Consider the following 20,940-nt stretch of genomic DNA (forward strand, 5'->3'; position numbering starts at 1 on the left):
ATTCATCGTCGCGGCCGACCGGCCGAGGAGCGCCGCTGCGCACGGTTGACCAGATCGGGTTGCCCCTCGTGGCGCGAATAGGCGTCCACGATCTCCGACACCAGCCGGTGCCGCACCACATCGGCGCTGGTGAGGCGGGAGAAGTGGATATCGTCGATACCGGCGAGGATGTCCGAGGCGGCCCGCAATCCGGACTGCGCACCACCGGGCAGGTCGACCTGGGTGACGTCACCGGTGACCACCATCTTGGAGCCGAAGCCCAGCCGGGTCAGAAACATCTTCATCTGCTCGGGCGTGGTGTTCTGCGCCTCGTCGAGGATGATGAACGCATCGTTGAGGCTGCGGCCGCGCATGAACGCCAGCGGCGCGACCTCGATGACCCCGGCCGCCAACAGGTTCGGGATCGCCGCCGGGTCCATCATGTCGTGCAGCGCGTCGTACAGCGGACGCAGGTAGGGGTCGATCTTCTCGGTCAACGTGCCGGGCAGGAAGCCCAGCCGTTCACCGGCCTCGACCGCGGGCCGGGTCAGGATGATCCGGTTGACATCCTTGGCCTGCAGCGCGGCGACCGCCTTGGCCATCGCGAGATAGGTCTTCCCGGTGCCGGCGGGCCCGATGCCGAACACGATGGTGTGCGAATCGATCGCATCGACATAGTGCTTCTGGTTGAGCGTCTTGGGCCTGATCGTCTTCCCGCGTCGGGACAGGATGTCCAGCGTCAACACCTCGGCCGGGGAGGCATCGGATCCACCGGTGAGCATCGACACGCTCTGCCTGATCGCATCCGGGGTCAGCGGCTGGCCGCGTGTCACCACCGCGACCAACTCGCCGACGACACGCTCGGCCAGCGCCACGTCGGCGGGCTCACCGCTGAAGGTGATGGCATTACCGCGGACATGGATATCGGCGGTGAGCAGTCCTTCCAGCGCACGCAGATTCTCGTCGGCCGAGCCGAGCAGGCCCACGATGGTGTCGGGCGGAACTGTGATGCTGCTTCGTACCGGTCCGGTGATCGGGCCAGCGGTCGTCTCGCGGGGCGTCACGTGGAGTTTCGTGCCTGCTTTCTGGTTTCTCGAATGGTGCTCACCGAGTTTACCGCCGGGTACCGACGTGGCCCAACGGTCAGTTCTGCAGGTCCCAGCGGCCGCTGAGCACACCGATGGCACCGAGCGCGACGGCCGCGGCCGTGGAGGTACGCAGCACCGACGGCCCCAGCCGCACCGGCTGCGCACCGGCCTCGGTCAACGCGGCCAACTCTTCCGGGGCGATCCCACCTTCTGGCCCGATCACCAGCATCAACTCCTCGACACCGGCCGACAGTGCCTCGGCGATGCCCACGGTCGCCGACTCGTGCAGGACCAGGGTCGGGGTGCCTGCGACCCTGGCGAGCAGGTCCTTGGTGGACACCATCGCCTCGACGGCCGGGATGTGTGGGCGCCGCGACTGTCGGGCGGCCGCGCGGGCGACCGCCGCCCAGCGGGCGAGTCCCTTGTCGATCTTGGCCGGTGATTCCCAGCGGGCCACGCAGCGGCCGGCCTGCCAGGCCAGGAAGGTGTCCGCGCCGGCCTCGGTGGCGAGTTCGACGGCCAGCTCGGAACGCTCGGACTTGGGCAGCGCCTGCACGACGGTCACCGCCGGCCGTGCGGGTGCGACCTCGGTGACGGCCAGCACCCGAGCCGCGAGCCGGCCCTTGGCCGCCTCTTCGACGATGACGTGGGCGACGGTGCCGGCACCGTCGCCGAGGTCGAGTTCCTCCCCGACGCGGGTGCGGCGCACGGTGGCGGCGTGATGACCCTCGTCACCGTCGACCACCACGACTGTCCCGACATCGGGCAGCGCGTCGACGTAGAACAGGCTCCGCATCGCAGCTCAGGCCGCCTGGTTCGGCGCGATCACCGACCGGAGAAGGTCTCGCGCAGCCGGCTGAACAGCCCGCCGGCCGCTCCTGCCGCCGAGCCGTTGGCCGACCTCACCTCCGCCACATCACGCGGGCGGTGTTCCTTGAGCTTGGTCAGCAGTTCGGTATCGGTGTGGTCGAGCCTGGTCGGGATCAGCACCTCGATATGGGCGTGCAGATTGCCGCGCACCCCGGAGCGCAGATGCGGCATCCCGTGCCCGCGCAGGGTCGTCACCGCGCCGGGCTGGGTGCCCGCCGGAATCTCCATTTCGATCGGGCCGTCGAGGATGGCGTCGACCGTGACCGTGGTGCCCAGTGCCGCGTCGAACATCGGCACGGTGACGGTGCAGTGCAGATCGTCGCCGTCACGGACGAACACCTCGTGCTGCTGTTCGTGCACCTCGACATAGAGGTCGCCGGCGGGGCCACCGCCGGGGCCGACCTCACCCTGGGCGGCCAGCCGCACTCGCATCCCATCGCCGACGCCTGCCGGGATCTTCACGCTGATCTCGCGGCGGGCCTGTACGCGGCCGTCACCACCGCAGCGATGGCACGGATCCGGGATGGTCTCGCCGACCCCGCCGCAGACCGGGCAGGGACGCGAGGTCATGACCTGACCCAGAAGTGAGCGCTGCACGGTCTGCACCTCGCCCTGACCATGGCAGGTGCCACAGGTCTGGGGCTTGGAGTTGCCGTGGGTGCCCTTGCCTTGGCACAGATCGCACAACACCGCGGTGTCGACGGTGACCTGCTTGGTCACCCCGGTCGCGCATTCGGCCAGCGTCAGGCGCATCCGCAGCAGCGAGTCCGAGCCGGGGCGGACCCGGCCGATCGGGCCGCGTGAGCCGGCGCCGCCGCCGAAGAAGGCCTCGAAGACATCGCCGAGGCCGCCGAATCCACCGGCGAATCCGCCACCGCCGGCGGCCGCGTTCTCCATCGGATCGCCGCCGAGGTCGACGATGCGCCGCTTCTCCGGATCGGAGAGCACCTCGTAGGCGACCTGGATCTCGGTGAACCGCGCCTGTGCCGCCTCATCGGGATTGACATCGGGATGCAGTTCACGGGCCAGCTTGCGGTAGGCGCGCTTGAGCTCCGAATCACTGGCGCCCTTGCTCACACCGAGCAGGCCGTAATAATCGCGTGCCACGCTTGAAACCTCTCTCGTACCGCCATCGGCGGCATGCCACTGCTGTTGACGCCCCGACTATCGGGTGCCCAGAACTTCACCTATGTAGAGAGCAACTGCGGCGACGTTGGCGATCGTTCCCGGATAGTCCATCCGTGTGGGACCGACCACACCCATGCCGCCGAACACCTTGCCCGAGCTGCCGTAGGTGGTGCTGACCACCGACGTCCCCAGCATCTGCTCGGCCTCGGTCTCGTGCCCGATACGCACGGTGACCTTACCGGCCTCCTGCTGCGCCGCGAGCAGCCGCAGCACCACCACCTGCTCTTCCAGTGCCTCGAGCACCGACCGCAGCGAGCCACCGAAGTCCGCGGTGTTGCGGGTGAGGTTGGCGGTGCCGCCCAGCACCAGGCGCTCCTCGGTGTGTTCGACGAGGGTTTCCACCAGCACGGTCGCGGCTCGGCCCACTGCATCACCCAGGCCACCGTGACCGTCGAGGGTGCTCGCCAGATCGGCGACCGCCACCGAGGCCGCCGACAGCGGCTTGCCCTCCAATGCCGCGCCGAGGCGCTCACGCAACTGGGACAGTTGATGATCGTCGATGGCATCGCCCAGTTCCACCACCCGCTGGTCGACGCGGCCGCTGTCGGTGATGACCACCAGCAGCAGCTTGGCCGGTGTCAGCGCCACGACCTCGAGATGGCGGACGGTCGACGCCGACAGCGTCGGGTACTGGATGATGGCGACCTGCCGGGTCAGCTGGGCCAGCAGGCGCACGGCGCGGCGCAGCACATCGTCGAGGTCCACCCCGGATTCCAGGAAGCCCAGGATCGCCCGGCGCTCGGCGGACGACATGGGTTTCACATTGTCGAGACGGTCGACGAACTCGCGGTAACCCTTCTCGGTGGGCACCCGGCCCGAACTGGTGTGCGGCTGGGTGATGTACCCCTCGGCTTCCAGTACGGCCATGTCGTTGCGCACCGTGGCGCTCGATACGCCGAGGTTGTGCCGTTCCACGAGCGTCTTGGACCCGATCGGTTCCTTGGTGGCGACGAAGTCGGCGACGATGGCTCGCAACACCTCGAAGCGACGGTCATCGGCACTACCCATGCATTCACCTCCGGAAGTTCACCTGTACTTACCCTCGATGTGGGCAGGTTATGCCGTTATTTTACGGGCATCAGCAGGGCGGATTCGCAGCGACGGCGCGTAACGCCGGATCGAGTCGCCGGTGCGTGGTTGACAAGGCAAAGACATTGCCGACATCGCCGGTCGTTTGCGATTAACCTCACCTTCATGGGAGACGGCCGGTGATCTTCAAAGGTGTCCGCGACGGGAAGCCGTATCCCGAACACGGCCTGTCCTACCGGCAGTGGGCGCAGATCCCGCCCCGCCAGATCCGGCTCGACGAGTTGGTGACCACGACCACCGTGCTGGCCCTGGATCGGTTGCTGTCGGAGGACTCCACGTTCTACGGCGACCTTTTCCCGCACGCCGTGCGCTGGCAGGGAATCATCTATCTGGAGGACGGGCTGCACCGTGCCGTGCGCGCCGCCCTGCGCAACCGGACGGTCCTGCATGCACGCGTCTACAACATGGACGACCCGCTGCCGGCGTGACTCCGTCCGCTCAGCAGGTAGCCGGCGGTCATCAACTGCCAGGCGAAGATCGGATACACGGCCGCGCGTTCCCACGCCCCGATCGCAGCCGGTCCGACGACGGTGACCGCCAGGCATACCAGCCCGGTGAGGCCGAGCAGCGCCGAGGCGCCGCGGTACCACCACGGGGCGGGCCACCCGGCGCCGCCCAGGGCCGCGGCATTACCGCCGATGATCGCCAACCCCGCCCCGATGACATGCCAGCTGTTGCCCTGCCCGCTGTGCACCACCGCGATCAGGATGTTGCCGAGACCGTTGGCCACCGCGAACGCCGAGAACCAGCGGCGTCGCCGCGATGCGCGTGTGGCGAGCAGGGCGGCCGCGGCGAAACAGAGACCCTGCAGGGCGAACGCCACGTTCATCCACGTTGCGTGCGGTGAGACGGCCGGGTTGCCCAGGGCGCTGATGTAGTCGTCGCCGTAGCGGTATCCCGGCAGCGCCGCGGCGGCCAGCGCCTCGGCGGCGAAGTATCCGACGGCCCCGAGGATCCACAGCGCCGCGGCAGGCCCCACCCCCTCACCGGCGAGCAGTCTCATATACCCCTCAATGCCCACCTTTGCGGGGGTACATGCGTCTCCTCGCGGGAGAATGGCGACCGTCAGGACATGGCGTCGCGCAGGCTCTTGGGTCGCAGGTCGTTCCAGTTCTCCTCGACATAGGCCAGGCAGTCGGCGCGGGTGCTCTCCCCGAACACCACCCGCCAGCCGGCGGGCACATCGGCGAACGTCGGCCAGAGGCTGTACTGCTCCTCGTCGTTGATCAGCACGAAGAAGGCGCCGTCCTCGTCATCGAATGGATTGTTGCTCATGGGCTTTCCTCCTGTTGTCGGTCTGCACTGCGGGGGTGGCGAAAACATCGGATCCCAGCACCCGGTCGGACAACCGGCCCAGGCAGCTGAGGTTGGGGAAACCGGGTCCCTGGGTCAACCCGGCGAGTCCGGGCAGGAACAACTTCGGGTCGACATCGTCGACCGACAGGTCATAGCCGATGGATTCGGTGATGCTGTCGGCGGTCAGCGGTCCGCCCAGTCCGAGCTCCAGCACATCGAGCGCCTCCTGCCGCAGCAGCGGGACGAACCACATGGCGTTGGCGCCGGACCCGTCGATCACCAGGTCGAAACCGTGCACCGTCTCCAGCCGTTCGCCGCCGCGCTCGGTCTGCAAGGTGAGCCGGATCCGCTCGTCGCGGGCCACCGCGTGCGCCACCCGGCCGCGCAGGTGCCGGATCCGGTCATCGGCCAGCAGCGCGTCCTGCACCCGCACCGAGAACACGCCGCGGTCGGTGCGGTTCATCGCGTCGCGTTTCTCCGCGGGTGTCAGCCCTGCCCAGTGGATGGGATCGGAGTACAGCGAGTTCTCGAAGAATCCCTCGCCGCGGGTGAACAGGGTGACCTGCGGTGAGATCACCGTGATGGTCGAAACCCGGTGGCGGAAAAGCTCGTCGAGCATGGTGCCGGCCGTCTCGCCGCCACCGATGACGGCGACGCGGTCCGCCGAGATCAGCTCGTTCTGGGCGGCCCGATGCCAGAATTGCGCGATCGAGAGCACCCGTGGGTTGCCGGGCAGCAGGGACCGCTCGGCCTGCCCCGGCCCGGTGATCATCAACGCGTCGGCATGCACGACGCCCTCGCGGGTGCCCAGCTCCCAACGGGTCGCGTCGTCGGTGTATTGCAACCCGATCTCGGTGACATCGCCGGTGCGCACCTGCATCCCGATATTGCTCGCCACCCAGTTCAGGTACTGGCTCCATCGTTTGTGCGTCGGCGCGGGCCTGCCGCGGTCGATCCACTCCGCGAACTGCCCCGACGAGACGAGATAGGACTGCCAGCTGTGCCGCATCATCCGCTCGTCGAGCTCGGCGTTGCGCCGCGCGACGAGTGCGGACTGGTACGGGAAACCGATATCCTTCTCCGGTCCGGTGCCCAGGCGGTGCTGGCCGTCGGTCCAGCCGCCGGCGGCCTGCCAGTTGGCCGCCACCGCGGTGCGCTCGATCGCCACCACCTCGGGGGCGGGAACCCCCATCGCCCGCAGCTCGGCGGCCTTGGCCGCCACCGCGATGGCCTTCACCCCGGCACCGATGACGGCAAGCGTCTTGGTCATGAGATCACCTCGTTCAGTGCTTCCTGCCACAGCGCCTGCCAGGTCGCGACATCCTCGGCGGTGAAGATGTCAGGCAGTGTGCGCCACTGGGTTCCGAGCACGGGAGCTCCGTCCTTCTCGACGATCAGCACGTTGAGTGTGATCTCGTGGCGAATGGCCAGATTCGGCTCCGGGATCCGCGACACATCGTTGAGCAGCGCCCGGTCAACCGTGAGCGCCGACCGCCCGGGGACCTGGCGGAGCCGGCCGAGATAGTTCAGCAGCACCTGCGGGTCGCGGTGGCCGCCGAGACGTTCGGCGGTGTCACCGCGCAGGTATCGCAGCAGGGCGTAGTCGATGCCGTCACCGGGTATGGCGGCCAGCTCGGCGGCCACCCCGAGAGCATCCTCGGAGGCCAACCGCACCGGGTAGATGGCACTGAGCAGTCCGACGGTATCGCCGGTGTCGATCTGCCGGTTGTCGTCGGCCACCCCTTCCGAGACCGCGATATCGGCCCGGCCGTGGGTCTCGATGGCCAATAGCGGTGTGCCCACGACATGTCCGTGCCGATGTCGCCACGCGGTGATCGTGCGCGCGGTCGCCGCCGCCAGCACCTCGGTCACCCCGACCGGAGCCGCCAGCACCCGGGCGGTGAGCGCTCTGCCGACGAACGCCATGCTGATCTCGGCATCGGCGGCCCGGTCCGTATCCGGACGGACCCGCCGGGCACCCAGATCGGGATCGGGGCCCGCGAGTTGACGTTCCCAGAAATCGCAGGTGTCCAGTTTCAACGCGCGCTCGGCGAGCAGTCTCGACCAACGCCGTAGCGAGGTGTGCTCGCGGACCGGCATCGGATTGTGGTCGGCAGCCAGTGCGTGCCAGCCGGTTTCGAGTTCACCGAGCACGATCTGCCAGGACGCGGGATCCATCGCCAACACATGCGCGGTCAACACCAGGACCTCGGCACCGCTGTCATGGTGCAGCCAGACCGCGTCGAACAGCACGCCGCGTTCGGGATCGAGCCGTTGGATCGAGGAGTCGGTGTGCTCGGCGACGGCGGCCGCCAGATCACCGGTCGCCCGCGCCTCGGTGAGCAGATCCCTCTCGCGCGACTGCTCGACCAGGTTCATCGCGGCCCGGTCGAGTCGGCATCGGAGCACCTCGTGACCGTCGATCACGTTGCCCAGCAACAGCTCCAGGCGCTCCCGGGTGACATCGGCGGGCAGCCGGATCGCCTCGGTCTGGGCCAGTCGGCGGGCATCCCCGTGGGCCAGTAGCCAGTGTGCCGCGGGCAGCAGCGGGATCACTCCGGTGTCGTCGGTGTCCACCGGATCGCCGACGATATCGCCGTCGATGGCGCTCGCCAGCTCGCGCACGGTCGCACATTCCAGCATCAGCCTGGCCCGCAGCGGAATTCCGCGCCGGCGCACCGCCTGCACCACCGACAACGCCACGATGCTGTCCAGTCCCAGATCCAGGAAATCGGCGTTGACGTCGACCACTCGGGCATCGAGCAGATCCCCGAGCACCTCGGCGATCGCGATCTCGGTCTCGGTGCTCGGCGCGGCGAACTCCGCGGCCACCCCGACACCGCGATCGGCGTCGAGTGCGGCCAGTGCCCGGTCGTCGACCTTCCCGTGGGCGGTCAGCGGGATCTCATTCACATCGATGATGTGGTGCGGGACAAGGTACTTGGGCAGCGTCGCGGTGAGCATCCTGCGCAGTTCCGAGGTGGCCACCTCGGACACCACATACGCCGTCAGCCGCGGACCGCTGCGGTGCCTGCGCACCGCGACATGGGCGTGTCGCACCTCGGGGTGCCGGTACAGCGCGGCGGTCACCTCACCGGGCTCCACCCGGAAGCCCCGGATCTTGACCTGGTCATCGCTGCGCCCGAGGTAGTGCAACGCACCCGACCCCGGTAGCCGCCGCACGACGTCCCCGGTGCGGTACATCCGGCGGCCCGGATGGGTCGGATCGGCGACGAACCGGGCCGCGGTCTCCCCCGGCCTGCCGAGATAGCCGCGAGTGAGCTGCCCACCGCTGAGGTACAACTCGCCGGCCACGCCGTCGGGAACCGCACGCAACCACGAGTCCAGCACATGGGCGGCGCTCGTCGCCGTCGGGTCGCCGATGCACGGTTGCGGGTGGTCGGCGATTGCGGCGACCACCGCCTCGACGGTGGTCTCGGTCGGCCCGTAGCAGTTGTGCGCGCGCATCCCGCTGCGTTCACATTCGGTGCGGATGCCCTGCCACGCCGCGGTGTCGATGTTCTCCCCACCGAGGGCCAGCACGGCCAACGGCACGGTCGACAGCAGGCCGGCGGCGCGCAACTGGCTGAACATCGACGGGGTGGTGTCGATCATGTCGACGCCGAACCGGCCGATCTCGGCGACCAGCGCCTCGGCGTCCCGTTGCACCGCATCGCTGACGATGTGGACGCAATGGCCCTCGAAAAGGGCCACCAGTGGCTGCCACGCCGCGTCGAAGGTGAACGACCAGGCGTGCGCGATCCGCAAGTCCCGACCGAGCCGGTCCCGCGCCGGTCGCAACATCCGGGCCGCGTGGTCGGCGCCGTAGGCGAGCACGGCCTGGTGGGTTCCGATGACACCCTTGGGTTTTCCGGTGGTGCCCGAGGTGAAGACGACGTAGGCGCCCTGGCCTGGGCGGACCGCCACGGTCGTGGAGTCGGCGGCGGTATCGCCGAGACCGGCCAGCAGCGCATCGTCGACGACGAGTTCGGCACCGGTCTGGGAGATGATCTCCTGCACGCGCTGCGAGGGCATCGCCGGGTCCAGTGGCACGATCAACCCACCGGCCTTGAGCACGGCGAGCATCGCCACCACGTAATCGGGTCCGCGGGCCAACAGGATCGGTACGGGCGTCTCGGCCCCCACTCCCCTGCGCTGCAGTCCCGCGGCCAATCGGTCTGCGGCGGTGTCGAGTTCACGGTAGGTCAGACTGCCGGAATCCCAGCTGAGCGCGGGCGCATCAGGACGCGTAAGGGCAACCGCGGTGATCGCGGCGTGGATACCGCCGCCGGCGGGCACGGATCGGGGTTGGGATTGCGTCACGTCGAGCTCGCCGTCGAGGGTGACGGCGATATCGCGCAGCGGACGGTCCCAGCCGGCGAGCAACCGCTGCACCACCACCAGTACCCGCTCGGCGAGCGTGGCCGGGTCGAGCAGACCGAGTGCGCCGTCGAGGGTTTCGACAAGCACCGTCAGCCGGCCATCGGTCGGGTGCGCGGCGATCGTCACCGGGAAATGCGACAGGCTCTCCAACGCCGCGGGCCGGATCACCGCATCGCCCATCGTGACATCGCCGCCACCGACCAGGCCGCCGGGCGGGAAGTTCTCGTAGACCAGCAGGGTGTCGTACAGCTCGCCGACGCCGCCCGCGGCGCGTAGCTCGGCGTGGCTGAGGAAGCTGTGCTCGCGCAGTTCGGCGGCTTCGCGCTGCACCGCAAGGCACTGCCGGCCCGCTCGCTCAGCCGGGTTCAACCGGATCCGCAGCGGGACGGTGTTGATGAACAGCCCCACCATCGACTCGACACCGGACAATTCGTCGGGTCGCCCCGACACCGTCACCCCGAACACCACATCGTCGCGGTCGGTGAACGCGGAAAGGATCGTCGCCCAGGCCATCTGGAACAACGTGCTGACGGTGACGCCACGGGCGCGGGCGGCCTCGACCAGGCGCTCGGTGGTCTGCTCGTCGAGATCGGCCTCGGTACGCTCGGGCAACCCGCCCGAGGTGTCCCCGGACAGCGCCGGTGTCAGCATCGTCGGCCCGTCCAGGCCGTGCAGGTGGGTGTGCCAGCGTTGCCTGCTGGCCCCCGGGTCCCTGGCGGCCAGCCAGCCGATGTAGTCGCGGTAGGGCCGGGCCGGCGGCAGGACGGCGGTGTCGCCGCCGGCACCGTAGAGCGCCATGAGCTCGCTGACGAACACCGGCAGCGACCAGCCGTCGATCACGATGTGATGGGCGACGACCACGAATCGCCACTGCGCGTCCGGCAGTTCGGCCAATACGAACCGGATCGCCGGTCCGTGCGCCAGATCGAAAGGCCGCGCGCGGGCCTGCAGTTCCACCGCGGCGGCCTCGTCGGCATCGGCGACCACCACGTGCTGCCAGGGCAGGTCGAAGGTCGCGGGGACCACCGCGACCGGTCTGCTGAGGTTGCCCTGGAAGAAGCTGACCCGGATGTTGGGATGGCGCTCCAACATCGCCTCGGCACACGACCGCAGCAGATCGGCGTCCAGGGCACCGGACACGTCGGCGGCCATCGCGATGATGTACGGGTCAGCTCCGGCCTCGCTGTCGGTCAGTCCGGCAAGCGAGTACAACCCCTGTTGCAGCGGACTCAGTGCCATCACGTCGATGATGGCCGGTGCGTCACCCATGTCTTGTCACTCGTGGCTTGTCACTCATGGCTTTTCGTTTCCCCACCCCGCGGTCAGGGCGGCCAGCTCCTCCGGAGACAGCCCGGAGACGGCCATCGGTGCATGGTGGGTGTCGTTGTTCATCCCGGAGGCGGTGGCCAGCCGTGACTTCTCGTCGACGGTGGCGGCCAGCTCGGCAAGGACCGGATGCTCGAACACCATCCGCGCGGTCAACGGCACACCGGCGTCGCGGGCCCGCGCGGCCAGTTGCACGGCCAGGATGCTGTCGCCGCCGAGAGTGAAGAAGTCGTCGTGTCGGCCGACCTCGGCCGCGGCCAGCAGGTCGGTCAGCATGTCCGCCAGCACGCGCTCGGTATCGGTGCGGGCGGGCTCGCTCGGTGCGGTGGTGGTGACGACGGGGCGCGGCAACGGGTCGGTCAGCGCCGCCAGCACGGTGACCGGTAGCGCGGCAAGGTGTTCGGGCAGTGCGCTGCGGTCGAACTCGGCGCCGGCATCCGACAGCACCACGTACCCGCCGAGCACCGCGCCACTGCGGGTCTCCCAGGTCCTGGTCAGCGCGGCGGCCACCCCGGGCACCGCCTCCAGGGCGGCCTGAACCTCGGGATCGCCGCTCTCCAGGTACTGCAGCTCACCATCGGCGGTCCAGCGTGCCCGATCGCCGGTGCGATACAGGAACCCGCTGCCGAACGGGTTCGCCGGGTAGCGGGACGCCGCGGCGGGCGACGCGGCCGCGGCCGCGGTGTCGATGGCTCCACCGGAGTAGTAGAGATCACCGGTGACACCGACCGCCACCGGGCTCAGCCATTCGTCGAGCACGAAAACCCGGTCGGCACCTGCGGTCTGGGGTAGCCCGGTCCGCGGCGCGGTCGTGCCGGCGAACCGTGTCACGACCTGATCTCCACCGGCGATTGTGATATCGCGCAGGGTGGCATCGGGGTTGTCGGCGAACGCCTCGATGACCCGCGCCAGCCAGCTGATCAGGCGCGCCGCGGTGTCCGGCCGGTAGAGCTCGGTGCGGTAGATGACGGTGCCCTGGTATCCGGCGGGGCCGCCGTCTGCGGCGGTCTCGGCGAAGAAGTTCAGCGACAGGTCCGCGTGCGCGACGTCGAAGGTCGGTTCCAGCGCGGTGAAACGGGTTTCACCGGCACCATCGGATCCGGTGGCGATGACCCGGTCGGCGGGCAGTTCCTCACGGACATGCACGACGACACCGAACAGCGGGTTGCGCGACAGCGAGCGCACCGGCGCCACCGCGTCGACCACCCGGTCGAATGGCAGGTCCTGATGTGCGTAGGCGCTGAGGGCCATCTCCCTGGTCCGGCGCAACACCTCCCGCACGGTCGGGTTGCCGTCCAGGTTGTTGCGCAACACGAGGATGTTGATGAAAAAGCCGATCAGGCCCTCGAGTTCGGGCTCGGTCCGGCCGGCGACCGGGGTGCCCAGCGCGATGTCCGTGCCCTCACCGGCCTTGTGCAACGCGACGGCGACGGCGGCCTGTAACAGCATGAACTCGGTGATGCCCAATTCCCTGGTGAGTTCGGTCAGCTTGGCGCGGGTGTCGGTGTCGATGGTGAACGGCAGCGCAGCACCCTCACCATCGGGTACCGGTGGCCTCGGGAAGTCCGGGCGCAGCCCGTTCTCCTCCGGCAGCCCGGCAAGCTGCTCCACCCAGTAGTCGCGCTGAGCCTCGATGCTGGGGGTCTGACCACCCAGCAGCTGCGCCTGCCAGGCCGCGTAATCGGCGTACTGGATCGGCAGCGGCGCGAAATCCGGTGCCTGCCCGGCGCTGCGAGCCCGGTAGGCAGTCAACACGTCGGTGAACAACACGCCCGCCGACCAGTGGTCGGCGGCGATGTGATGCACCACCAGCGACAGCACATGAGCATCGCCGGTGCTGAGCACGGCGGCGCGCAGGGGCCGGTCGTTCTCCAGGTCGAAGCAGTACCGGCGCTCGGCGGTCAGCTCGGCCTGCAGCCACGCCTCACCCTCACCGCGCGCCCGGCGCACCGGGACGTCAGCGACCGGATTCACGACCTGGTAAGGGGCACCGTCGATCTCGCGATAGGTGGTGCGCAGGATTTCGTGCCTGGCGACCACATCGTTGATGGCCGCGACGAAAGCGGCCGGGTCGGCGGGGCCCGTGAGCCTGGCGGCGAACGGGATGTTGTTGACCGGGTTGGGTCCGTCGATACGGAACTGGAACCATTGGCGCAGCTGGGCGGCCGACATCTGCAGCGGTCCACCGCGCGGCACCGTCACCATCGGTGGGCGATCCGAGCCGCCGCCCGCGGCGATCACGGTGTCGATGTGCCCGGCGATGGCGCCGACGGTGGCCAGCTCGAAGATCTCCTGCACACCAATATCGATCCGGCACCGTGACCGCACGGCGGCGACCAACTTGGTGGCCAGTAGCGAATGCCCGCCCAATTCGAAGAACGAGTCGTCGGCGCCGACCTGCTCGCGACCGAGTAGCTCACCGAACAGGCCGGCGACCTGCCGCTCGGTATCGGTGGTGGGCTCGCGGTAGGCGGTGGCCACCGAGATCTCCGGCTCGGGAAGCGCTCTGCGATCGATCTTGCCGTGCGCGGTGATCGGGATCTCGCCGATCTCCACATAGGCGGCCGGGATCATGTACTCCGGCAGGGCAGCCGCGACGCGGCTGCGGATACGATCGATCTCCACGGTGGCGCCGTCGGCTGCCGGGGTGACATAGGCGACCAGACTCTTGCCGAGGCCGGGAACGTCGGTGGCGATGACGACGGCTTGCCCGACCGACGGGTCGACCGAGATGGCGGCGGACACCTCACCGAGCTCGATGCGGAATCCGCGAATCTTGACCTGCTCATCGGCGCGACCGACGAATTCGATGTCCCCGTCGGCGTTTCGGCGGGCCAGGTCACCCGAGCGGTACATCCGTCGACCGGGACTGAACGGGTCGGCCACGAACCGTTCTGCCGTCAGGCCGAAGCGCTGATGGTATCCGTGCGCGACATGTGTACCACCGATGTAGATCTCACCGATCACCCCGACCGGAACCGGTTGCAGGTGATCGTCGAGCAGGTGGATGGTGGTATTGATCTTCGGGGTGCCGATCGGCACGATCCGTGATCCCTGTTTGCCGTCGACCTTGTAGCGGGAGCAGTTGATCACGGTCTCGGTGGGACCGTAGAAATTGTGCAGCAGTGCGTCGAACATGGCGTGGAACTTGTCGGCGACCTCACCGGGCAACGCCTCACCGCCGATCGGGACCCGTTGCAGGGTGCGCCATTCGTTCACGCCGGGCAGGGACAGGAACAGTCCCAGCAGCGAGGGCACGAAGTGCATGGAGGTGACGCCCTCGTCGCGCAGCAGGTCGGTCAGGTAGCCGATATCGGTGAGGCCGTCCGGTTTGGGGATGACCAGTCGGGCGCCGCCGGCGAGCATGCCGAAGATCTCTCCGATCGACACGTCGAAACCCTGCGAGGCCACCTGTAGCAGCCGGTCGGCCTCGGTCACCTGGTATTCCGCACCGAACCAGGCGAAGTATTCGGCGACGGGGCGGTGTGGCACCGGTACGCCCTTGGGCAGGCCGGTCGACCCCGAGGTGTAGATCAGGTAGGCGGTGTTCGCCAGGTGCAGCGGGCGCACCCGGTCGGTGTCGGTGGGGTTGTCGTCCCGACAGCCGGTCAGCTCGGCGGGGAGTTCACGCAGGATCACCTTGGGATCGGAGTCGGCAAGGATGTAGGTCAGCCGATCCTCGGGATAGCCGGGGTCGACGGGCAGATAGACCGCACCCGATTTGATGATGCCGAGCGCGCTGATGACCAGTTCCGGGGACTTGTCCATGAGCACCGCCACCCGGTCCTCGGCGCCGATGCCCTGGGCGATCAGCCAGTGCGCCAACCGGTTCGAGGTCTCGTTGATCTCCCGGTAGGTGTAGTGCCGTCCCTCGTAGACGACGGCGATGTTGTCCGGTGTCGCGGCCGCCTGGTTCTCCACCGCTTGGCTGAGGGTCAGCGGCGGCGTGCGGAAGTCCTCGCCGGTCGACACCGCGCGCAACCATTCGGCGTCGGCGGGTGAGAGCAGGTCGAGTCGCGCCAGCGCGCGGTCGGGATCGGTCAGCGCGTCGTCGAGCAGCACGGCGAAGGAATCGAGCATCCTCGCTGCGAGGTCGGCGCCGATGACCTCGGTGAGGTGCTCGGCTTCCACGGTGACTGTCCCGTTTTCACGACCGTCCCATTCGACCATGAAGCCCAGCGGCAACTGGGTCACGTGGCCGCGCAGCTCACCGCGCACGCAGTGCACACCGTGGGGGCGGAAGCCACCGCCGTCGGGTTCGCGGAACCCGAAGCTGATCCTGGTCATCCGCTCGGCGCCGTGCCGGCGGTCGGGATTGATCTCCGCGACGACGCGGTCGAGGTTGATGCGCTGGTGGGCGAAGGCCCCGAGGGCGGTGTCCCGGGTTGCCGCCAGTAGCTCCCGGAACCCGTTGCGGCCCTGCGGCCGCAGGCGCATGACGACGGTGTTGCCGTAGTAGCCGAGCACATCCTGGGAGCCGCGGTTGAGCACCGGTGTGGCGACCAGGAAGTCATCGGTATGGGTGTAGCGATGGATCAGCGCACCGAACGCCGCCAGCAGCACCATGTACGGGGTCGACCCGGTTTCGCGGGCCAGCTCGGTGACCTTCGCGACGGTCGACGGGGTGAGGGTGATGGTGGCGCGCTGGGACCGGAACGCCGTCGGCACCGCGGAGCCCGTCGGTCCCGGAAGCTCCAGCGGCTCGGGTGGTTCCGCCATCACCTGACGCCAGTAATCCAGATCCTCGGCATCGCTGCCTGCGGGGACCGCCGCCACTGCCGGGGCGGGATCGAGCGCGGCGCCTTCGTAGGCGCGGGTGAGGTCGGCGAAGAAGATCCGCCAGCAGCCGTCGTCCCAGGCGATGTGGTGGGCGACCAGCAGCATCACGTGCTCGTCGGCACGCAAGCGCACCAGCGTGATGCGCAGCGGTGAGTCCGTGGACAGGTCGAAGGCGGTGCCGAACTCGCGCTGGGCCAACACCTCCAGCCGCAGGCCGCGGGCACGCTCGGACATCTCGGACAGGTCGTGGAATGCCCACCCCGGGCGCAGATCCTCGTGCAGGGTCTCGTGCGGTTCACCGTTCGCGTCGGCGCTGTAGGTGGTGCGCAGCAGCGGATGCCGCCGCGCGACGGCCTGCAGGGCGGTGTGCAACCGGTCGGCGTCCAGGGCGCCGGTCAGCCGGTAGGACAGGCTGATGTTCAGCAGCACTCCGGTCGGGTCGAAGGCCTGCACGAACCACATGCGACGCTGCCCGTCGGACAGTCCGGTCTGCACCGGTTGGTCCGGCGCGCTGGCAAGTCCGCGTTCGGCGAGCTTGCGCCGCATCAGTTCCAGGCGTGGATCGCGGGTTTCCCGGGGCGAGCGCAGCGATGTGGTCGTCGCCGGTGTGGTCGTGGTGTCAGTCACTGAGGCGTGCCTTCTGTCGTTCGTTGCATGTGCTCGATGACCTCTGCGACGGTTGCGCCGCCGAGGATCGCGGCCAGCGGGACGTTCGCGCCGGCGGCGTTCTTGAGCTTCTTCCGTAGGTCGAGCGCCAACAGGGAGTCGACGCCCAGGTCGAGCAGGGAGGCCGCGGGGTCGGGGGTGATCTCGTCGGGCAGTTTGAGCACCGCGGTGAGTGCCACCCGCAGCACACCGGCCGCGTCCAGGCCGGCCACCGACTGCTCGACATCGACATCGACATCGACATCGACGTTGTCCACCGCGCTCGCCGTCGCCGGTGCCGGGTCAGGCGCGCCGAGGAACCGGTGCAGTCGCTCGGTGTCGGCGGTGAACACCAGTGGGTCGTCGGCGATATCGCGCAACACCGTTTCGATGGCCCGGTCGGCGTCCATCGGAAGCAGTCCGGATCGCTGCACGCGGGCGATCTCCGCTGCGTCGATGATCCCGCGGCCCGGCCACAGGCCCCACCGCACCGCGGTGGCCTGCCTGCCCTCGGCCCGCAGCTGCGCGGTCAGCACATCGGTGAGCCGGTTGGCGGCGGCGTAGGCGGCGTGTCCGGCGCCGCCCCACAGCCCCGATACCGACGAGCACACGATGATGCGGGCGTCGGTGCGCAGCGGCCAGATCCTGGCGATGTTGGCCAGTCCGGTGACCTTCGCCGCCATCGTCGCCTCGATATCGGTGCCGGTGAGATCGCGGTGGTCGGCGATGCGTGCCGCTCCGGCGGCATGGATCAGCAATGTGGCTCCGCCGCCGCCGAACTCGGCCGCGACCGAGGTGAGCGCGGCGGGATCGGCGATATCGCAGCGCGGGGCCAGCACCTCGACCCCGTCGATGCGCGGCACGTCGATCGGGGCGCGACCGAGCAGCACGATGCGACGTGCCCCGCGGGCAGCGACGTGACGCAGGAACTGCGTGCCGACCGAGCCCGAGCCCCCGGTGATGACGACCTCATCGAGCCCGATGGAACTGCTCGGTGCCGAAAGGGTATCGCGGCGGGAGGTAGGCCGGGTGGCCGGTGCGGGCGCGATCATGCTGCGCCGCAGCAGTATCGGCCCGTCGGCCGTGCCACGTATCGCAAGTTCGGCCGGGGCGCCCGACAGCGCGTCGACGGCAAGTGCGGCGGTCGCCGCATCGGGTTGCCATGATGGCAGGTCCAGGTGCCCGAACTCGTGATCGGGGTGCTCCCATCCGATGCTGCGGTGCATGGCGGCCAGCGCGGCCTGGGCGGGCAGCGGGCCCGGTTCGCCCTCGCGCGCCTGCTCGCCGCCGACGGTGACGAGCCAGATATCGCGTATCCGCGGCCCGGCGTCATCGGCGTAACGCAGCAGGCCGTCGTCGACGCGGTCGGCCAGTTCGCTTCCGGCTGCGGCGGCGTCGAGCCGATCACTGGACGGGGCCAGCACGATCAGCAGATCGGCGTCCTCGGCGTCGGCCGGTGGCAAGCGCCTTCGCAGTGCGGCGGCAAGTTCGGGAGCATCCCCGAGGTCGAGCACCATCGCTTGCCGGACCTCCCCCGACCGGGGCGTCTGCTGTTCCCAGGTCTCGGAGAGCACCGTGAGCCCCGGTATCGGTGGCAACGGATCCGGGGTGGACCAGTGATGTCGGGCCTGCATGGGCGCGAACGGGAAATCCGGCAGCAGGGCCGGGTTTCCGGGCAGCAGATCAGGCCAGCGATACTCGGGATCGGCAATCGCCACCGCACCGAGGTTGGCGGCCAGCCGGTCGACGAGTGGTTCGTCGCGGCGTCCGGTACCCAGCACCAGCGCATCCCCGGCCCCGAGTCCGTCCAGCGTGTCGCCGATGGCGAAGAGCAGCGCCGGATGGGCCGACATCTCGATGAACGTGCCGACACCGGCCTGCGCGGCGGACCGGATCGCCTCGTCGAACCGGACAGTGCTGCGCAGGTTGGTGTACCAGTACTCGGCGAAGTCGGTGCCGGCCTCGACGGTCCGTGCCGTGGCCGATCCGATGAAGGGAATTACCCCTTCATCGAATTTTCCTGTCGGGAGCAGGCCTTCGAGATCGCTGCGCAACGGGTCGAGCTTGGTGGTGTGCGCGGGGAACCACATCTCGATCTCGCGGGCGAACACACCGTCGGCGGTGAGGCGACCGACCACCGCGGCCACCGCGTCGGTGTCGCCGGACACGGCGACCGAGGAGGCCGAGTTGACGACCGACAGTTCCAGCCATCCCGATGTCGCATCGATCTCGGCCTGCGCCCGGTCCGGGCCGACCCCGAGCACCGCTACCCGATAGGGGCCGGTCAACCGGTCCAGCAGGGTCGCACGGGCATACACGATGGCCACCGCGTCGGCGAGCGTGACGGTTCCGGCGATATAGGCGGCGCCGATCTCACCGAGGCTGTGGCCGACGGTGAGATCGGCGGTGACACCGACCGATTGCCACACCCTTGCCAATGCGACACCGTGTACGAACTGGGCGCCCTGGATCTGCACCTGGCTGAAATCGTTGGTGCGAGCCCCGGCGTCGGCCATCAGATAGTCCAGCGGCGAGGCGTGGCCGGCGGCACCGAACGCGGCCGCGCAGCGGTCGACTTCGGCGGCGTAGCCCGGTAGTTCGGCGTATGCCTGCACACCCATCGACGGCCACTGGCTGCCCTGGCCCGGGAAGACGAAGGCGATGCGGCCGGTGTCATTGCGGTCGGCGTGGGTCGCGAGCGGATGCTCGCACCCTGCCGACACGGCCTGCAGCGCATCGGTGAGTTCACCGATATCGGCGGCACGGATCAGCATGCGGTGCCTGCGGACCCGGCGGGTGCGCAGCAGCGTCGCAGCCACCCGGGAGACATCGGTCATCGCCGGTCTGCGGCGCAGGTAACCGGCGATGGCGGCCGCGTCGGCGCCGATCAGATCCTCGGCATGCGCACTCAGCAGCACCGGGACCCGGCCGTCGGGCAATGCGGTCCCGGCAGGTGTGTGTGGAATGGCCATCAGGCGGCCTCGCCATCATCGGGTATGGCCACGATGGTGTGGGTGTTGGTGCCACTCATGCCGAACGCCGATACCGCGGCGACCCGCCGCCCTTGGCGCGCAGGCCATTCGGTGATCGTGGTGGCCAGTCGCAGGCCCTGGGCATCCCAGTCGATCTCCCGGCTGGCCTGCTCGGTGTGCAGGCTGGGCGGAACCGCACCGCGCTGGGCGGCGATGATCACCTTGGCCAGCCCGAGCGCGCCCGCCGCAGCCTGGGCGTGCCCGATATTTGATTTCACCGAACCGAGCAGGGCTCCGGCACCGGGGCGGGGGGTGTCGCCGTAGGTGTCGCCCAGTGCACGCAATTCCGTGCGGTCACCGAGCCGGGTTGCGGTGCCGTGCCCTTCGACCATGCCGACCTCGTCGGGGCGCACACCGGCGCGTTGCAGCGTGCGGGCGAACAGCCGCTGTTGCGCGATACCGCTCGGTGCGGTCAGCCCGACGGTACGGCCATCGGAGTTGACACCGGTGGCCAGCACTTCGGCCAGTATGCGGCGGCCGTCGCGCAGTGCGGCCGACCTGCGCGCCAGCACGAATATTCCCGCCCCCTCGGCCCACACCGTTCCGCTGGCCGCACTGCTGTAGGGCCGGCAGTGCCCGTCATCGGACAGCGCATGTTGTTTGGAGAATTCGACGAAGTAGCCAGGGCTTCCCATCACGCAGACCCCGCCGGTGAGCGCCATCTCGCAATCGCCGTTGCGGATGGCTGCCGCGGCGGTGTGCAGGGCCGCCAAGGCCGACGAGCAGGAGGTGTCCACGGTCAGCGCGGGTCCGGCCAGATCCAGGGTGTAGGCGATCCGACCGGAGATGACACCGAGTGAGGTGCCGGTGATGAGATGCCCACTGTGCTGGGAGTACTCGCCCAAGTGTGGTCCGTATTCCAGTGCGGAGGCGCCGATGTAGCAGCCCACCTCCCGACCGGAAAGATCGTCGGGATTGATCCCACTGTGTTCGAGCGCGCGCCAGGCCAGTCGCAGCGCCACCCGCTGCTGCGGATCCATGGCGGTGGCCTCGCGCGGCGAGATGCCGAAGAACGCGGGATCGAAAAATGCCGCGCTGGTGAGGAATCCACCCAGATCGTGGATCTTCTTGAAACCGTCGCGGCGCGACCCGTCCAACACTTGGGCGATGGACCAGCCCCGGTCGTCGGGGAACGGCGTCAGGGCCTCCCGACCTTCGGCCAGCAGATCCCAGTAGCTGTCGCACGAGTCGACCCCACCGGGGGCCTCCACGGCCATTCCGATGATCACCACCGGATCGGTGTTCTCAGCGCTCATCGCATCGAC

The 20,940-nt window shown here is 69.1% G+C and carries 12 protein-coding genes; 1 reads left to right on the forward strand and 11 read right to left on the reverse strand.

Annotation, left to right across the window (positions count from 1 at the left end):
• Positions 1-2: 2 nt before the first annotated feature.
• From G154_RS05890 to hrcA, 4 genes are all read right to left on the reverse strand, one after another.
• On the reverse strand, positions 3-1,043 hold the full coding sequence (locus G154_RS05890; protein ID WP_019514604.1) for a PhoH family protein: 1,041 nt from the start codon (positions 1,041-1,043) through the stop codon (positions 3-5).
• A 79-nt stretch (positions 1,044-1,122) separates the two neighbouring features.
• Positions 1,123-1,863, reverse strand: coding sequence for a 16S rRNA (uracil(1498)-N(3))-methyltransferase (locus tag G154_RS05895; RefSeq protein WP_019514603.1), 741 nt, complete (start codon positions 1,861-1,863; stop codon positions 1,123-1,125).
• 29 nt (positions 1,864-1,892) lie between these two features.
• The gene (dnaJ, locus tag G154_RS05900; RefSeq protein WP_019514602.1) at positions 1,893-3,044 is read right to left on the reverse strand and encodes a molecular chaperone DnaJ; all 1,152 of its coding nucleotides are present in this window, start codon (positions 3,042-3,044) and stop codon (positions 1,893-1,895) included.
• A 57-nt stretch (positions 3,045-3,101) separates the two neighbouring features.
• Positions 3,102-4,133 (reverse strand): heat-inducible transcriptional repressor HrcA, encoded by a 1,032-nt coding sequence (gene hrcA / locus G154_RS05905; RefSeq protein ID WP_019514601.1) that lies wholly within the window; start codon positions 4,131-4,133, stop codon positions 3,102-3,104.
• A 200-nt stretch (positions 4,134-4,333) separates the two neighbouring features.
• On the opposite strand from hrcA, the gene G154_RS05910 reads away from it, so the two are divergent.
• A complete protein-coding gene (locus G154_RS05910; protein WP_019514600.1) occupies positions 4,334-4,642 on the forward strand; it encodes a type II toxin-antitoxin system VapB family antitoxin in 309 nt (102 codons plus the stop codon).
• On the opposite strand, the gene G154_RS05915 is transcribed toward G154_RS05910, so the two are convergent.
• The 7 genes from G154_RS05915 to G154_RS05945 all read right to left on the reverse strand — a co-directional run bounded on the left by G154_RS05915 (position 4,612) and on the right by G154_RS05945 (position 20,931).
• Entirely contained in the window at positions 4,612-5,217 is a 606-nt protein-coding gene (locus G154_RS05915) for a DUF998 domain-containing protein (RefSeq protein ID WP_019514599.1), read from the reverse strand. The two genes, G154_RS05910 and G154_RS05915, sit on opposite strands and share 31 nt — an antisense overlap.
• Positions 5,218-5,279: 62 nt before the next feature.
• The gene (locus G154_RS05920) at positions 5,280-5,489 is read right to left on the reverse strand and encodes an MbtH family protein (protein ID WP_019514598.1); all 210 of its coding nucleotides are present in this window, start codon (positions 5,487-5,489) and stop codon (positions 5,280-5,282) included.
• A complete protein-coding gene (gene mbtG, locus G154_RS05925) occupies positions 5,467-6,780 on the reverse strand; it encodes an NADPH-dependent L-lysine N(6)-monooxygenase MbtG (RefSeq protein WP_019514597.1) in 1,314 nt (437 codons plus the stop codon). Before mbtG ends, G154_RS05920 begins: the two co-directional genes overlap by 23 nt.
• The gene (locus G154_RS05930; protein WP_019514596.1) at positions 6,777-11,162 is read right to left on the reverse strand and encodes a non-ribosomal peptide synthetase; all 4,386 of its coding nucleotides are present in this window, start codon (positions 11,160-11,162) and stop codon (positions 6,777-6,779) included. The genes mbtG and G154_RS05930 overlap by 4 nt, the downstream gene beginning before the upstream one ends.
• A gap of 24 nt (positions 11,163-11,186) precedes the next feature.
• Positions 11,187-16,544 carry a non-ribosomal peptide synthetase gene (locus G154_RS05935; RefSeq protein ID WP_045546602.1) on the reverse strand — a complete coding sequence of 1,786 codons (5,358 nt, stop codon included), beginning with the start codon at positions 16,542-16,544 and terminating at the stop codon, positions 11,187-11,189.
• Positions 16,545-16,621: 77 nt separating this feature from the next.
• Positions 16,622-19,615: a mycobactin polyketide synthase MbtD gene (gene mbtD, locus G154_RS05940; protein ID WP_019514594.1), complete on the reverse strand. Its 2,994-nt coding sequence runs from the start codon at positions 19,613-19,615 to the stop codon at positions 16,622-16,624.
• Positions 19,615-20,931 carry a polyketide synthase gene (locus tag G154_RS05945; protein ID WP_019514593.1) on the reverse strand — a complete coding sequence of 439 codons (1,317 nt, stop codon included), beginning with the start codon at positions 20,929-20,931 and terminating at the stop codon, positions 19,615-19,617. Before G154_RS05945 ends, mbtD begins: the two co-directional genes overlap by 1 nt.
• Positions 20,932-20,940 lie beyond the last annotated feature (9 nt).

Source organism: Mycobacterium sp. VKM Ac-1816D, assembly GCF_000416385.1.
Classification (GTDB): Bacteria; Actinomycetota; Actinomycetes; order Mycobacteriales; family Mycobacteriaceae; genus Mycobacterium; species Mycobacterium neoaurum_A.